Raw genomic sequence first — 15,529 nt, 5'->3', positions numbered from 1 at the left:
GAAGTTAAATTTTGAGGCATAGTGCAATTCTGTACCTTTGGCGAATTAAGAAACAAAATTCACATATCAATGGAGGATATTTTCACAAAGAAGCTATCATCAAAGGAATTAATTGAACTTGAAGATAAACACGGAGCACACAACTATCATCCGCTACCTGTTGTATTGTCAAAAGGTGAAGGAGTTCATGTGTGGGATGTTGAAGGAAAAAAATATTTTGATTTCCTATCAGCATACTCAGCTGTAAATCAAGGACACTGCCACCCGACTATCACAAAAGCTTTGACAGATCAGGCCTCAAGTATTACATTGACTTCGCGTGCATTTCACAATGATATTCTGGGAAGATACGAAGCATATGCAACTGAGTATTTCGGTTTTGATAAACTTCTTCCAATGAACTCTGGAGCAGAAGCGGTTGAAACAGCTATCAAAGTTTGCCGCAAATACGCTCACGAGAAAAAAGGAGTGGATGAAAACAAAGCGAAAATTATTGTAGCGAATAACAACTTCCACGGTCGCACAACTACAATTGTATCATTTAGTAATGATGAAGAGGCTCGTAAAGATTACGGCCCTTATACACCTGGATTTATTCAGGTTCCTTACAATGATACTGATGCTCTTGAAAAAGCACTTCAGGAAGAGAATGTTGCCGGTTTCATGGTTGAGCCTATTCAAGGTGAAGCAGGTGTTGTCGTTCCAGATGATGATTACCTTGCAAAAGCGAAAGAGCTTTGCCACAAAAACAACGCGATTTTTATCGCTGATGAGATCCAAACGGGAATCGGTCGCACAGGAAGTTTATTGGCTAGCTGTGGAAACTGCAACTGCCAGGGACATTGCAAGCGCCAGGAAGATACTTATGTAAAGCCCGATATTTTGATTCTTGGTAAAGCACTTTCAGGTGGAGCTTATCCAGTTTCTGCAATCCTGGCTGATGACGAGATTATGCTCGTGATCAAACCCGGACAACACGGATCTACATTTGGCGGCAACCCGCTTGGTGCTGCTGTTTCACACGCTGCACTCGAAGTTATTCGCGATGAAAAACTCACACAAAATGCGAGAGAGTTGGGAGAACACTTCCGCAGTGAGCTTCAAAAATTCATCGATCAAAGTGATCTTGTAAAGCTCGTTAGAGGTAAAGGTCTTCTCAATGCAATTGTTGTAAACGATTCTGAAGAGTCAACAACAGCGTGGGACTTGTGCGTAAAAATGGCTGAGAACGGACTCATTGCCAAGCCCACTCACGGGAATATCATCCGTTTTGCTCCGCCACTTGTAATGACGAAAGAACAACTCGATGAGTGCATCTCAATCATCACCAATACTATTTCAGATTTTGAAAAGGAATGGAAGAAGTAACTTCTTCATTTTGAGTTAAGTCAGAGCCCGGCAAAATCATTTTTGTCGGGCTTTTTTAGTATTGGTCAGAGCCGGCTTTCTGCCAAACCGTTGGTATGCAGGCTTTTTTATATCAACTTTTTGGCTTCGGTTCTGACCGAGAAAATGAAAGTTAATACATATTCATGCACACGAACCGAAATAAGTCCGTACTTTTGCAGCTTAATTTATATATGTTCTGTGCAAAATTTTAAAGAATCAGGGCTATCGAATTCGATACTCAAAGCCCTAAAAGACCTGGAGTTTGACACTCCAACCGAAATTCAACAACTCTGTCTAACGCATTTGCTCCAAAAAAAATCTGATTTACTTGGTCTCTCGCAAACGGGAACCGGTAAAACAGCAGCTTTTGGACTTCCATTGGTGGAATATGCGTTACAGGGAGATACCAGTCATTTGACTTCGCTAGTATTAGCGCCAACGCGGGAATTAGCGTTGCAAATTACGCAAAACCTGGAGGCGTATAGTAAATATGAAAAGGGTATTAAAATAGAAACTGTGTATGGCGGTGTTTCTATTACCAACCAAATTACCGCCATTAAAAAGGGAAAGCCTACAATCCTCGTGGCTACACCGGGTCGTTTACTCGATCTATTGAGAAGAAAGGTCGTGAACTTTTCAAATCTCAACAATGTAGTGCTCGATGAGGCTGATGAAATGCTGAGCATGGGATTTCAGGAAGATATTGATCAGATCCTTAGTTCGGTTCCGGCTGAGCGAAATATCTGGCTCTTCTCTGCAACTATGCCGGCTGCCATTAAGAAGCTTTCCAAAAAGTACATGGACGACCCCGTTCACATTTCGTCAAAAGGTGGCGAAAACTTGAATGAGAACCTCGTTCATAAATTTGTACTGGTTGAGCCCAAACGCAAGTTTGACGCTCTGTGCCGAATTGTAGAAACGAACACTGATTTTTACGGTGTTATCTTTTGCCGCACAAAGGCTGAGACATCTAAAATTGCTGAGCGACTTAGAACGTTGAAGTACGATGCTGAAGCCATAAACGGTGATATGACGCAAAGTGCTCGTGAAACTGTGATGGGCCGTTTCAAAAAGAAACAAACGACAATCCTCGTTGCTACTGATGTGGCAGCTCGCGGAATTGACGTGAACAACCTCACACACGTATTGCATTACAGTTTACCTGATGACGATGCATATTACACTCACCGTAGTGGTAGAACTGCTCGTGCCGGTAAAGAAGGTGTTTCCATCGTGATTCTCGATCCGCGCGACAGGCGCAAACTCAAGTTCCTCGAACGCAAGTTAGACATTGATTTTATTGAGAGTAAAATCCCATCAAAATCTGAAGTGCTCAAAACGCGCATCGAGAACAGGAGTAAAGAAATTGAAAGAGCGGGCGGACAAACAGTTCCTGATGAACTTTTAGAAGCTTACCTCGAACAATTTAGCCACCTGAACAATGAAGCTTTGTTGCTTCAATTGATCTCAGCCGATATTGCCAAAATTACTGATGAAATTCCGGGTAGGGAAGAAGACCTGAACTACAAAGGAAAAGTCGGTTCTGACAAAGGTAAAGGTGAAAAGGCACCGCGCAAGAGACGCAAAGGTGACCCTAGTGATGTTGAAACGATGTTTATCAATGTTGGCCGTACTGATGGCTTCAACAAAGGCTCAATCATGAACTTCATCCAGGAAAACACCGGAGTTAGCAATGGCGCTATCGGTCAGATCCAAATCCAGGACCGCATCTCATTTGTTGAGGTAGCGAACCGTGAGGCGGATTCATTCCTTGAAGGATTGAAAAACAAAAAACACAACGGACGAAAACTGCGCGTAAACAACGATGCTGACCCAATCCAAAAAGGGCGAGGCAATAGCGGTGGCCGCGGAAAAAAGTTTGGAAGGCGAAAAAGAAGGTAATGGCGTAAGCTACTCTTTTAGCCGAATATTTTTGATTAAGGTGCAATGTTCATTGCACCTTTTTTATTGTTTTAAAGCCCAAACGCTCACCCAGTCATCTTCATAATACAACGTGTAATCGAACTGTGACTTTTGATGAAATGCCTGGTCTTTTTCTTTTTCGTTGACGATGAAATTGTACTTCTTGGAAGGATCAAAATCGCTGCGTTGAAGTTTTCCTTTCTTGTGATCGATGAGATTGGCCTGGTATTTTAGAATAGTATAGTGATACGTAGTATTTGTAAAGAAAAGCTCTCCATATTCAGAAGGTAGCGCATCAGCGAAATCATAAGCTGGTTGAAGTCGCTCGTAGTAGCTGTCAAACGTGGGCTTGAAAGAGAAGGCTCTGACCGTAAAAAACAGTATAGCGACAAAAGCAAATACGATGCTGAATCTCTTTTTGGGAACCAAATAATCGTTTTTTAAAACTTGTGCGAAAAGCATCACAATCGGAACCGAAAGCCAGAGTAGGTTGCGCGTGAACATCGGGGAACCAACGGCTAAGAGGATAGTCAAAATGGAAATAATAGAGGAGAGGAGAAGCCTGGAGCCTGCTGATTTGCGATTACTGATAATCGATACAATTGCGAGACCAGTTATAACTCCGCTCGCAAAAGGGCTATTATAACTTGCCTGATAAATAATTCCCCAAGTATTTTCACCGATTTCTTTGAGTAATTGGAGAAATGATGGCTTTTCGAGTCCGGAGTTTTGGGTGAATGCATCAAAACCGTTGAGGATAATGGGCGGAGCATAGAAAATGACTGTGATGAACATAGCCGGAATCAACAGTTTGAGAATTGCGGTAATTTGTGTTTCGCGATCTGACCATGAATAAATGATTAAGGCTACGAGCGGGATCACAAACGTTGGATGAGCGTACAAACCCATAAAGACAGAACCGATGAAAAGTACTTTTGCAAATGTGCTTTTTGGGTCTGCTTTTAGTTTGATAATTGCGTAAAAAGAAGTGATGAAAGCCAACTCCATCAATCCGTAACCTCTGCCTAGAAAATGGTATTTAGCTGTGAGGTAGAGTCCAACCCAAATAATCGTGGAAATTTGTGCTCTTTTAACTCCGTAAAGTTTACGAAACAACCAGTAAAAGCTGAAAGTTGAAATTGTTCCAATTATCAGAGAAGGAAGGCGGAGCTTCCAGGAAATGTCCATGAATGAGAGTAAATCTGCAAGATTGGCCAGTATCGAGTACAGAATGTGATTATTAGGTTCGTTGTAAAACGCAAAAGCTGCCACAAATCCGCGATTGACATAATTCAGGTAAGTAAACGCCTCATCATTTGTGACCGGTAATTGTGAAGCGTGATAGATACTCAAGGCCAGGTGAACGAGAATGATACTGGTCACGGTCAGAGCCTCCCTTGTAGAGACCACAGTTTTTAATCCGCGTAGTTTTTGGCAGAACTTCTGGATAAAGCTGCTCAACAGATTTTTAATTCGCTCAAAAAAGAAGAAGAATAGAACTCCGATTAAAAAAGCTATAAGAGTAGAAAAGCCAAATAGCAACTGAATTTTTTCTACTGTGAGGAAAGATTGTATTTTTTCTGTATCCCCATTGCTCCCGATTTTTGAGGCTAAAACTTCAATTAGCTCTTGTGCCCAAAACCAAATGTACAGCGATACAGCTGCAAGCATAAGGCAAAACACAAAAACCGAATATTTGATAATTTTATCCATGGCCTGTTCTTGTGGCCAAATTACAGAAAAATGATAGTTGGTGAAGAGTGCATTTTATTCGCTGAGGTAAGGCATAAAAAAACCCAAAACGGAATTCCGTTTTGGGTTTTTATAATTAGCTATTAGATCTATTTATGAACGATACCCGTTAAATCAAATTTAGTATTAACAAGTCCCTGATCATTATCTTTTACAACCAGGATAATGTCATTGAAATCCTTATCTCCGTGTGGGAGTAAAAGATCTTCAAATGTGAGTGTTAAATCGTCACAGCTATTCTCAACAAAGAGTAGATGCTGCTGTTCAGTATTATCATTGAATTGAGGTAGTGAATAAATGGTAGTACTACCTGACACCATTTTACCACCAGACCATCCATCAACTTCTAAATAAAATCCTATTACAGTATTTGCAGGAAATGCACCATTACCTAACTGGACCATGTCGCCCTGAGATAATCCACCACCGTCACTAACTTTAGTAACATTTGGGAATACTACATGTTTTTGTAAGTTCTGTATATCCTGCATTGTAGTAGGAGGATTGTTAGCTGGATAAGTGAAGTATCCAAAAGTGTTGGTTTTACCAGCACCTTCCCAAACGAACTGAACATAAACTTCACTTGACTGATCGAGAACAACGTTTTTAGTAGAACCACCCGTAAATAAATTAGGGTGATTGTTCATAGCGTTTTCTCTTTCAGGGAAAAGATCAGCGATGTTACCGAGGAGCGTAGAACATGGCTCTGTATCGATAGGATCATCAGGAGCACCTGTCTCTTTTTCTTTAGCTAATATTCTCAATCCACCTTTACCATGAGCGATAAATACATTTTCAACAGATGATTTCACAAAGTTTGCAGATCCGTCAAAGCTAAAGTTAGCCATGATTTTAGAGAGTGTATCTTTATCTAAGATGTATAGGCCTTCACTTCCTTTAGCTGCATAAACGTAGTTGTGATCGTAATCAACACCATTGAGTAATCCGTTTCCTTGTGTATTGAATGACTCAACAGGTGTTCCGCTTTGAGTGAATAAATCGTAAGAATGCAACCCGTAAGAACCGGATGAAACGTAAGCCATTTGATTTGGGTAATCTACACTCAATACTTTTTTACCGTCATCTGGAGCTGTAGGTGAAGCCAAAGGAACAACTGTTTTAGAAGATGGATCAAAGTTGTTGCCATTGTGAATGTGGAGATTAGGGTTTGAACCTGTTTCAAGGAATGTGTAGTAAGAACCACCCATCACACCAAATTTTGAATTATCGTAATAATCACTTTTTGTAACCTCTAAATAATTGCTTGGAGCCAGACTTACTTCAAAAACGCCACCTCCTGTATTACCACTTGCGCAGTAGAGATAATCTCCATCTCTAAATACGGAGTTACCAGAATAAGAAGGGATTGGAGCTTCCTGAGCGTTGCTAGTTGGCAGGCCACCGGCAAGATCGATAACTTCTACAACTCCACCGCTTGTGAAACTTGGGTCGTAGCCAGATGAACTCAGACTGCGGCCACCTACAACGTAAAGTTCATTATTTTCAACGTACAGCTCATTTAAATCTGTATCTGAGAAATACACACCTTGTAATAAAGTCGGTTGAGTAGGATCAGCAATGTCGATTACTTCAACTGCACCGGCAAAATCTGCTTCACCTTCGTTCCAGTGATAAGAAACGTATGCTTTATCACCTTTAATAGAAATACCCGTTGCTGATAACCTTTTCCCCTGAATAGTAGGAGATGTTACATTAGCAACGTAGGTGAATTCTGTAAGATTGGTTGTAGCTTTCTTTCCAGAACCATCATAGGCTTCTACAGGTTCATTGTGGTACGTAATACGACCTGAGAATTCATCGTAAGTATCAATGCGTTTGTCTGTATTGTTTAATCCTGTATCATTATCTGGCTTACAACCAAATATTGTGAGAACAGCGAAAAACAATACTGTTAGAATTTGGATCAAATATTTTTTCATAGTATGCAATTTTCACGAACTTATGCCGAAATAATGCCAAACGTCAACATTAACGTTAATTAACTGATTTGTAGCTTTTTAAGCTGTTTCGTGAAAAGACCTAAAATCTCAAAATAAGACCTGATTTGATACTCGATTCCCAATTTAGGATAAAAATTACTATTTATTTAAGATAGCATTGTTCTCTATAACAAACAACTACCAACTCGATCGCGTTGGTGGTTTTATAATCGATGACCGAAAATTGTTAATCTTCCCAGTTCTCCATTGGGACTTCGATGGCGAGCAACTTTGATTTTTCAGTTGCTTTTACCTGGATGGACTCAGTATCCCATATACCAACTGCATCGCGTTTATTGAGCGTTTCATCACTAACTTTAGCGCTTCCTTCTAGTAAGAAAAAGTACACGCCATTATTTGCTCCACGTTTTATTTTATAATCGAGCGATTTACCTTCATCCAGTTCAGCAAGATGAAACCAGGTATTTTGATGTACCCAAACACCTTCGTCATTTTCATTTGGGGATACAATCTGTGAAAACTGATTCTTCATTTTAGACTGGTCAAGCGTGATCTGATCATAACGGGGTTCAACGTGTTTCTTACGCGGAAATACCCAAATCTGCAACAACTTGCACACTTCATCTTTATTGTGATTGAATTCGCTGTGCTCAATTCCTGTTCCGGCACTAATTACCTGAACATCAGCGGCTTTGATAACACTGCTGTTGCCCATGCTGTCTTTGTGCTCCAAATCTCCTTCCAGTGGAATGGTTACGATTTCCATGTCTTTGTGCGGATGGGTGCCAAAACCCATTCCGCCAGCGATTTCGTCATCGTTCAAAACTCTAAGTGCACCAAAGTGCATTTGATCTGGGTTGAACCAATTCGCAAAACTGAACGAGTGGTGAGTATTCAGCCAACCGTGATTGGCGTGGCCTCTCGATGATGATGGATAAAGAATCTTTTTCATAAGTCTTAAATTATAAAAATCTTATCAATTCGTGTTGTGGCTTTCTCACTTTTGCCATGTGCTGCGTTGCATCTTCTTCGCTTCTGTAGCCTTGACCAATCATTGCTAATGGTCAGAGCCCTTTTTCCTCGAGCTTCAGGTGCTCAGTGAACTTGTGTGGATCAAAGCCTTCCATTGGTGAAGCATCAATCCCCATTTAGGCAGCTACTTTGAGGGTCTGACCAATAGCTAAATATGTTTGGAGCGATGTCCATTCCTCAATATCGCGCGTACTTTTTGACAAAACTGCACCTTTCATCATCTCTGCGTATTGTTGAGCTTGTTCATTTGGAATATCACGTACTTCCTGTGAAAGTTCGATGAACTTATCGATATCAGTTTCAGCAAAATCTGTACGGGAAAGGAACAAGATGAGATGAGAGGCATCCGTAACCTGTGGTTGGTTAAATGCTCTTTCTTTCAACTCTGCACGAAGTGTTTCATCTTCAATCACCCAAAATTCAAAAGGTTGTAATCCGTATGAAGATGGTGCTAATTGTAGTGTCTTCAAAATTTCTTTAAAATCAGAATCGCTGATCCTCTTTGTGTTATCAAACTTTTTTGTAGCGTAACGCCATTCTAAACTTTCTACTGGTGATATCTTTGTTTTTATAATGTTACTAATTTATTTGTAGGTACAAATATACGAATTTTAAATTTACATGTATATACAAGTAATTAAGTAAGCTTGTTCACGAATTATTAAAAGCTCACTTTTGCGCTATGAATTTTGGAGATCGATTTTCGAAGTATTTCAACACCATTGAGCCGTCAAATGACAAAATCCCTCAGGATGTAGATTGGCTATATCCATACGGGCAGAAGGAAGTACAGGAATGTGTGAGTTCCTTTGCTGATAAATATTACGCTGGCAGTCATGATCGCACATTTTTGTTCGGAATTAATCCGGGTAGATTTGGAGCTGGAGTAACAGGTGTTTCATTTACTGATCCGGTTCAAATGAACAGAATTGGAGTGAAGAACGATTTTGATCAGCGAGCAGAGTTGTCGTCTCAATTTATCTACGAGATGATTGATGCTCTGGGCGGTGCAGAACCTTTTTACAATTCGTTTTATATCGGGTCTGTTTGCCCACTCGGCTTTGTGAAAGATGGTAAAAACCTCAATTACTATGACGAAAAGCCGCTTGAAACGGCTCTGACCGATTGGATTACTGAGCAGATTGAGGCGCAAATAGATTTTGGTGCAAATCGGGAAATCGCTTACAGCATTGGCAAAGGGAAAAACCTCAAATTTTTAGAAAAACTCAATAAACAACACGGTTGGTTCAAACGAATCGATACTATTCCGCACCCGCGCTGGGTTATGCAATACCGCAGGAAGCAGAAACCGCAAATTTTGGAATCGATCATCGAAAAGTTGGGACCACATATAAAATAGCATTATGGACAAACTCATGTATTTTTTTGATCCGCTGTGCGGATGGTGTTACGGATTCAGTAAAGTTATTGGTCAGATCCATGAAAAATATGCCGATAAACTCGATTTCACTGTATACAGCGGGGGCATGATTACGGGAGATCAGGTAAAACCAATTGGTGAATTGGCTGATTTCTTACGTGGAGCGAATGAGGAAGTAGAGAAAAGGAGTGGAGTGAAATTTGGTGAGAATTTCAAAAAAACAATTGAAGAGGGAACGAATAAACTATCAAGCCTGGAACCGTCAAGAGCCATTTCAACCGCGAAAAAGATAGCCCCTCACATTCAGATCCCTTTCGCAGAACGCGTTCAGCAACGAATCTATTTTGATGGTGCAGAGCCGGCCATTTTGGAGTCGTATTTACCACTCGCAAAAGAGTTTGACATCAATGAAAAGGAGTTCAGAGAAAAATTCTACAGTAATGATTCTATAAACTGGGCTGTTGAAGATTTCTACATGACTAAACAGTTTGGAATTCAGGGCTTCCCCGCCACCATCATCGAACACAAGGGCGAATACTTCATGGTAAGCCGCGGCTACATGCCTTTTGAAATGGTAGATGAAAACATTCATAATGTCATCAATGATTTGCCACCGGGAGGGGGGTAGTGAAGTGAGAAGTTATTAAATTAGCTCGCTGACAACCTAATCGGCTTATGAATCCTCCCAATCGTTTCATCTCTATTTTGCTGGTTTTGATCTTACTTGTCGCATCGCGATGGTTTTACATGACCGGATCAACCTTTGTTATTGACGGAGATGAAAGTATCATGGGATTGATGGCCAGGCATTTTCTGGAAGGAAAAGAATTACCATTCTTCTTCTATGGTCAGTCCTATGGATTTGCATTCATCGAAGTGTTATTCATTTCGGGAGTTTATTCGTTAATCGGAGTTTCGGGAATTGCGTTAAAAGTCGCGATGTTGATCCTGTTCGCAATGGGGTTTACTTTCTTTTACCTCACTCTTTATGAACTGAATGGAAAACGCAATTCATGGTTGATCATAATTGTGACAGCTCTGCTTGCTTTGGCCCCATCCTGGGCTATTTGGGCGATGAAAGCCCGGGGCGGATATCACACTGCTTTTGCATTGAGTTTTCTTGCTACATTCCTGCTTTTCAATAATTCAATCAACAGGAAAGCAATTACATCAGTTTTTATTGGCTTGTTAATCGTTTTGATCTATCAGTCTCAGCCACTCTGGTTAGTGGGGTTATTACCCCTGGTAGCATATCAGTATTTGAATAAGACAAACTGGAAACCGGGAATAAATGTGCTTTTTGGATTGGGCATCGGGTATATTGGTTTTGTGATCCTGAAGAGCGGAATGTCGAGCTTTTGGTCGCCTTCTGTAATTAGTTGGGACAGACTTTTAGATTTTAATCTGATGGTTTTTGTTGCTCAGGTTTACAAAGCACTAACAGGAAGTTATTATTACGGAGCGTTTATTGAACCTGATCTGTCAACTAAAATTGTTGCATGGACTTACCTGGTGACAGTAGTTTTGAGTGTCTTTTGGATCGCGGTTGAGATTGTTAGGAAAAGGAAATCAGCCGATAAACTTTCAATTTTTTTGTTTGCTTCAGTTATTCTCTCCATTTCATATTTTACAGTTGTCAACCCAAATACTTTACGCTACTTACTCCCGCTTCAGGGCTTTTTGCTTTTGTTGATATTTTTCGGATTGCGAAAAGTACGCTACAAGGGAGTGGTTATTTCGGCTCTGACCGTAATACTCGCTATTTCAGGCCTTTCGATTTACAGCTTTAGAGATTTCGCTTATTCTGAAAAATCGAAAATTACCGATGTTGTTGAAACGGCTCAGGCAAAAGATGTGAAATACGTGTTTTGTGAAGGAGGTTTGTTGCAGTGGCAATTGATATTTTATTCAAATGAGTCGGTAATTGCACGATATCGCGGCATGACAGATCGTTATCAACCCTACATCGACACTGTAAATGCAGCATTTTTTCGGTCAGATCCGGGAGTTGGGCTAGTAGGGTACGTGCCGCCTAAACTGGATACCGCCAGATATGATGTCACGATCATCAATGATGATTTTTTTCTCGTTAAATCACCATCGAGAGGATTGTTGGAAAAAGTCGGGTTCAAACTCGAATAAGGCTATCGCTTAGATATCTTATTATGCGTGATTTGCTTTTGACGAGAACTTTTGTGCCGACCTTCGTTGAAATTTCGAAGTTTAGCGTGTTTGGTACTTCTTCCCTGTACGCGTTTGCGCCACATTCTGAAAGAGCTCGGTTTCATCTCTTTGCGCATCAACTCGATTACTTCTTGTTCCTTGAGCCCAAATTGAAATTCTATCGCATCAAACGTTGTGCGATCTTCCCACGCCATTTCTATGATTCTGTCGATCTCTTCAACTGATAGTTCTTTCATGTTCATATAACACAGTTGAAAAGTTTAATGTTTAACTTTTAAAAAAGATCCTTAGTTGAATATTAATAGAATTGGATATCTCAACCTCAACCTCATACCTCTTGTTCTTATCAATCAAACTCATATAAAGAAAAATCCCTCCCTAAAAATCATTACCTTTGCGCGCTCTATGCAACCGTATAAAACTGCAGCATATTACACGCTTGGGTGCAAGCTCAACTTTTCTGAAACGTCAACGATTGCGCGCAATCTCAAAGATGCCGGCTATGCCCGTGTAGGCTTTGATGAAGGCGCTGATGTTTACGTGATCAACACCTGTTCAGTGACTGACCAGGCCGATAAGAAATGCAGAAATGTTGTGCGCAGGGCACTCCGCAAAAATCCCGATGCAAAGGTTCTTGTAATCGGGTGTTACGCTCAACTCAAGCCGAAAGAAATTTCAGAGATTGAAGGTGTAACGCTCGTGCTGGGAGCCAATGAAAAGTTCAATGTCGCTCAGCATCTCGAATCGCTCGATGAAGATGTAAGTGGAGAATACATTGCCGGAAAAATTGGAAAAGTGAGAGAGTTTTATCCTTCGTATTCTTACGGAGATCGCACACGTACTTTCCTGAAAGTGCAGGATGGTTGCGATTACTTTTGCACGTTTTGTACAATTCCGCTCGCTCGCGGAAAGAGCAGGAGCAACAACATTGAGCAAACAATCAAAAAGGCAAGTGAGCTCGTAAGTACTGAAGTAAAAGAAGTGGTTCTGACAGGTGTCAACACAGGTGATTTTGGTGCCGGAACTGACGAAAACTTTTTCATGCTCGTTCAGGAACTCGAAAAACTCGATATCAATCGGTTTAGAATCAGCTCGATTGAACCGAATTTACTGTACAACGAAATCATCGAATTTTCGGCTCACTCCAATAAGTTCGTTCCACACTTTCACATTCCGCTTCAGTCCGGCTCTGACCGATTGCTAAAAAGCATGCGCAGGAAATACGACACAAAACTCTATGAGGATCGCGTACACACGATCAAGCAACTCATGCCTGACGGATGCATTGGAGTTGATGTAATTGTTGGATATCCGGGTGAAACGGAGGAGGAGTTTATGAAAACGTACAATTTCCTCAACGAGCTTCCTATTTCATATTTACACGTGTTCACCTATTCAGAACGCAACAACACATTAGCCAATAGAATGGATGGCGTGGTGCCGATGAATGTTCGCCACGAACGCAGCAAAATGCTCAGGATTTTGAGCGAGAAGAAAAAGCGTGCATTCTACGAGTCGCAGGTTGGAAAAGAAAAGACAGTACTTTGGGAAGCAGAAAAGCACGGAGAAAGTATGCACGGATTTACTGAAAATTACGTCAAGGTAAAAGCACCTTACGATGAAACGCTCATCAATACTTTTTCTAAAGTACAACTTGAAGAAATCGGCAGGGACGGTGTTATAAAATCGAAAATCCTTGAATTGGCTGAAGCATGAACCAAACAGAACTGAAAAATTTACTCGATAAGGTTGAAGATGTTGCTTTAAAGGCGCGTCAGCTCGTTTTGCGTGAACGCGAAAAACTCGATGCTCAACAGATAGATGAAAAGGGAAATCAGAATCTTGTCACAAAAGTCGACAAGATGAGTGAGGAGTTGCTCGTTTCAGAACTCTCAAAGCTTCTCCCCAATTCAGATTTCATCGCTGAGGAAGGAACAGCCGGTCATTCTGGGGGATCTGATCATTTGTGGATTATCGATCCCATTGACGGAACAACCAATTTTGTTCACGGATTGCCCGTTTACTCGATCAGCATTGCTTTGCAGGAAAAAGGCGAAACGGTTATCGCGTTGGTTTACCACATCAGCAATGATGAACTTTTCACGGCTTATAAAGGTGGAGGTACGTATCGCAACCACAGAAAAGTGAACGTTTCATCTGCTCAAAAGCTCAAAAATTCGCTTATCGCTACCGGTTTCCCTTATGATCCTGAGGGACATTTACCCAAATTCATGGAGCTCTACAGCGAATTGTTGTATTCTACACGAGGCTTGCGCAGACTGGGCTCTGCTGCGATCGACATGGCTTATGTCGCCTGCGGTTATTTCGATGCATTTTACGAAATGGGACTAAAGCCCTGGGATATTGCAGCCGGAGCGCTTCTCATCGAGGAAGCCGGAGGCAAAGTGAGTACATTTACCGGTGAAGAAAACTTCCTTCACGCTGGCAGGTTGGCTTGCTCAAACGGATCTGTCCACGATGAACTCATAACCACGATAAAACCGTATATTGGTACCGTATAAATCGGTTACCATGCGCAACATATTTCTGTTTTCTGTTTTCTTTTTATCGCTTTTCACGGTCAGAGCCGAACAGGCCGATACCGCAACGCGTGTTTACATCTTCGATATTCACGAAGCCATTGCTCCGCCATCGTGGAGAATAACACAGGAAGCTTTCAAAGAAGCCGATGAGTGGGGAGCCGATATCATTTTTCTCAATCTCAACACATATGGTGGTCAGGTCGATATGGCAGATTCGATCAGAACCAAAATCCTCAATAGCCCTAAACCGGTTTATGTCCTCGTAGAAAATAACGCTGCTTCAGCCGGAGCTTTGATTTCGATTGCCTGTGATAAAATCTTTATGCAACCCGGTTCAACTATTGGAGCAGCTACAGTTGTGGATCAGTCAGGAAAACCAGTCCCCGATAAATACCAGAGTTACATGCGCAACAAAATGCGCGCTACGGCAGAAGAAACAGGCCGTGACCCTGATATGGCTGAAGCGATGGTAGATCCTGATAAATATGTAAAAGGCGTTAGCGACAGCGGCAAAGTGCTAACGTTTACAACATCTGCAGCTATTGAAAATGGTTTTTGTGAAGCAGAGATGCGTACTATACCAAATGCTTTGCGCCATTTGAAGATCACAAACTTTGAAACGAAAAAATACAAGCCAACAACAATCGATAAAATCATCGGCTGGTTGATCAACCCGGCAATTAGTGGCGTTTTGATACTACTGATAATAGGAGGAATTTATTTCGAGCTACAATCACCCGGACTCGGATTCCCCATTCTGGCATCAATTGGAGCAGCTTTGTTGTTCTTTGCACCTTACTATTTGGAAGGACTGGCAGCTAATTGGGAAATACTATTGTTTGTAGTTGGATTGGTGTTGCTGGCACTCGAGATTTTTGTTATCCCCGGTTTTGGAGTAGCCGGGATTGCCGGAATAATCTGCATAGTTTGTGGGTTAGTTTTCAGCATGATCGGGAACATCGGTTTTGATTTTTCAGGAGTGAGTCCGGATAATTTCCTTGGCTCATTGGCTACTGTTCTGGTGGCCATAACCGCTTCACTAATGTTTGCTCTGTTCTTTGGAGCGCGATTGTTGAATACGGGTCCACTCAAAAAGATTGTACTCTCATCAACTCAACAAAAAAGTGAGGGCTACGTGAGCAATAAGAATGTCAATGCCACGCTAACCGGTAAAACAGGTACAACTTTCACAGAACTTCGCCCCGGTGGAAAAGTGAAAATTGATAATGAATACTACGATGCTTTTTCAATTGAAGGCTACCTTGCTGAAGGCTCTGATATCGAAGTTGTATCAACTCAGGGAGCCCAGGTCCGCGTAAGAGCTAAATAAAGGATCTGACCAGCCATACGAAAAAAGTTGTATA

13 protein-coding genes are annotated in these 15,529 nt (G+C 41.3%); 8 read left to right on the top strand and 5 right to left on the bottom strand.

Annotated elements, in window-relative coordinates:
• Positions 1–69 precede the first annotated feature (69 nt).
• Positions 70–1,368, top strand: coding sequence for an ornithine--oxo-acid transaminase (rocD, locus tag RI557_RS01040; protein WP_310667212.1), 1,299 nt, complete (start codon positions 70–72; stop codon positions 1,366–1,368).
• Positions 1,369–1,587: 219 nt separating this feature from the next.
• Entirely contained in the window at positions 1,588–3,291 is a 1,704-nt protein-coding gene (locus tag RI557_RS01035; protein ID WP_310667213.1) for a DEAD/DEAH box helicase, read from the top strand.
• A gap of 63 nt (positions 3,292–3,354) precedes the next feature.
• Here the strand turns inward: RI557_RS01035 and RI557_RS01030 are convergent, their stop codons facing one another.
• From RI557_RS01030 to RI557_RS01015, 4 genes are all read right to left on the bottom strand, one after another.
• Complete coding sequence (locus RI557_RS01030; protein ID WP_310667215.1) at positions 3,355–5,025, bottom strand: hypothetical protein; 1,671 nt, start codon at positions 5,023–5,025, stop codon at positions 3,355–3,357.
• A gap of 128 nt (positions 5,026–5,153) precedes the next feature.
• Complete coding sequence (locus RI557_RS01025) at positions 5,154–7,004, bottom strand: DUF4114 domain-containing protein (RefSeq protein ID WP_310667217.1); 1,851 nt, start codon at positions 7,002–7,004, stop codon at positions 5,154–5,156.
• 247 nt (positions 7,005–7,251) lie between these two features.
• Positions 7,252–7,977, bottom strand: coding sequence for a pirin family protein (locus RI557_RS01020; RefSeq protein ID WP_310667218.1), 726 nt, complete (start codon positions 7,975–7,977; stop codon positions 7,252–7,254).
• Between the two features lie 196 nt (positions 7,978–8,173).
• Positions 8,174–8,617: a nitroreductase family protein gene (locus tag RI557_RS01015; RefSeq protein ID WP_310681556.1), complete on the bottom strand. Its 444-nt coding sequence runs from the start codon at positions 8,615–8,617 to the stop codon at positions 8,174–8,176.
• Positions 8,618–8,739: 122 nt separating this feature from the next.
• Between RI557_RS01015 and RI557_RS01010 the strand changes: the two genes are divergently transcribed.
• The 3 genes from RI557_RS01010 to RI557_RS01000 are packed head-to-tail and all read left to right on the top strand — an operon-like array spanning position 8,740 to position 11,580.
• The gene (locus RI557_RS01010) at positions 8,740–9,417 is read left to right on the top strand and encodes a uracil-DNA glycosylase family protein (RefSeq protein ID WP_310681495.1); all 678 of its coding nucleotides are present in this window, start codon (positions 8,740–8,742) and stop codon (positions 9,415–9,417) included.
• A gap of 4 nt (positions 9,418–9,421) precedes the next feature.
• Positions 9,422–10,066, top strand: coding sequence for a DsbA family protein (locus tag RI557_RS01005; RefSeq protein ID WP_310681493.1), 645 nt, complete (start codon positions 9,422–9,424; stop codon positions 10,064–10,066).
• A gap of 47 nt (positions 10,067–10,113) precedes the next feature.
• Positions 10,114–11,580 carry a glucosyltransferase domain-containing protein gene (locus RI557_RS01000; RefSeq protein WP_310681491.1) on the top strand — a complete coding sequence of 489 codons (1,467 nt, stop codon included), beginning with the start codon at positions 10,114–10,116 and terminating at the stop codon, positions 11,578–11,580.
• A gap of 2 nt (positions 11,581–11,582) precedes the next feature.
• Here the strand turns inward: RI557_RS01000 and RI557_RS00995 are convergent, their stop codons facing one another.
• Complete coding sequence (locus RI557_RS00995; protein WP_310667289.1) at positions 11,583–11,858, bottom strand: TIGR03643 family protein; 276 nt, start codon at positions 11,856–11,858, stop codon at positions 11,583–11,585.
• A gap of 169 nt (positions 11,859–12,027) precedes the next feature.
• Between RI557_RS00995 and mtaB the strand changes: the two genes are divergently transcribed.
• Genes mtaB through RI557_RS00980 form a run of 3 tightly spaced genes read left to right on the top strand, consistent with a single transcriptional unit; the run spans position 12,028 to position 15,495 of the window.
• Complete coding sequence (gene mtaB, locus RI557_RS00990; RefSeq protein WP_310667223.1) at positions 12,028–13,338, top strand: tRNA (N(6)-L-threonylcarbamoyladenosine(37)-C(2))-methylthiotransferase MtaB; 1,311 nt, start codon at positions 12,028–12,030, stop codon at positions 13,336–13,338.
• Positions 13,335–14,144, top strand: a complete 810-nt coding sequence (locus tag RI557_RS00985) for an inositol monophosphatase family protein (RefSeq protein WP_310667224.1) — start codon at positions 13,335–13,337, stop codon at positions 14,142–14,144. Before mtaB ends, RI557_RS00985 begins: the two co-directional genes overlap by 4 nt.
• Before the next feature lie 10 nt (positions 14,145–14,154).
• Entirely contained in the window at positions 14,155–15,495 is a 1,341-nt protein-coding gene (locus RI557_RS00980) for an NfeD family protein (RefSeq protein ID WP_310681489.1), read from the top strand.
• Positions 15,496–15,529 lie beyond the last annotated feature (34 nt).

The sequence above is a fragment of the Salibacter sp. genome (assembly GCF_031581065.1).
Lineage (GTDB): Bacteria > Bacteroidota > Bacteroidia > Flavobacteriales_G > Salibacteraceae > Salibacter.
Note: the sequence above shows the minus strand (reverse complement) of the source record. Positions and strands in the feature narration are given on the sequence as shown.

What these genes read in the sequence shown, in the direction of transcription:
- RI557_RS01010 (WP_310681495.1), top strand. Translation starts at nt 8,740, where the DNA reads ATGAATTTTGGAGATCGATTTTCGAAGTATTTCAACACCATTGAGCCG.
- RI557_RS01000 (WP_310681491.1), top strand. Translation starts at nt 10,114, where the DNA reads ATGAATCCTCCCAATCGTTTCATCTCTATTTTGCTGGTTTTGATCTTA.
- RI557_RS01030 (WP_310667215.1), bottom strand. Translation starts at nt 5,025, where the DNA reads ATGGATAAAATTATCAAATATTCGGTTTTTGTGTTTTGCCTTATGCTT.
- rocD (WP_310667212.1), top strand. Translation starts at nt 70, where the DNA reads ATGGAGGATATTTTCACAAAGAAGCTATCATCAAAGGAATTAATTGAA.
- mtaB (WP_310667223.1), top strand. Translation starts at nt 12,028, where the DNA reads ATGCAACCGTATAAAACTGCAGCATATTACACGCTTGGGTGCAAGCTC.
- RI557_RS00985 (WP_310667224.1), top strand. Translation starts at nt 13,335, where the DNA reads ATGAACCAAACAGAACTGAAAAATTTACTCGATAAGGTTGAAGATGTT.
- RI557_RS01005 (WP_310681493.1), top strand. Translation starts at nt 9,422, where the DNA reads ATGGACAAACTCATGTATTTTTTTGATCCGCTGTGCGGATGGTGTTAC.
- RI557_RS00995 (WP_310667289.1), bottom strand. Translation starts at nt 11,858, where the DNA reads ATGAAAGAACTATCAGTTGAAGAGATCGACAGAATCATAGAAATGGCG.
- RI557_RS01025 (WP_310667217.1), bottom strand. Translation starts at nt 7,004, where the DNA reads ATGAAAAAATATTTGATCCAAATTCTAACAGTATTGTTTTTCGCTGTT.
- RI557_RS00980 (WP_310681489.1), top strand. Translation starts at nt 14,155, where the DNA reads ATGCGCAACATATTTCTGTTTTCTGTTTTCTTTTTATCGCTTTTCACG.
- RI557_RS01020 (WP_310667218.1), bottom strand. Translation starts at nt 7,977, where the DNA reads ATGAAAAAGATTCTTTATCCATCATCATCGAGAGGCCACGCCAATCAC.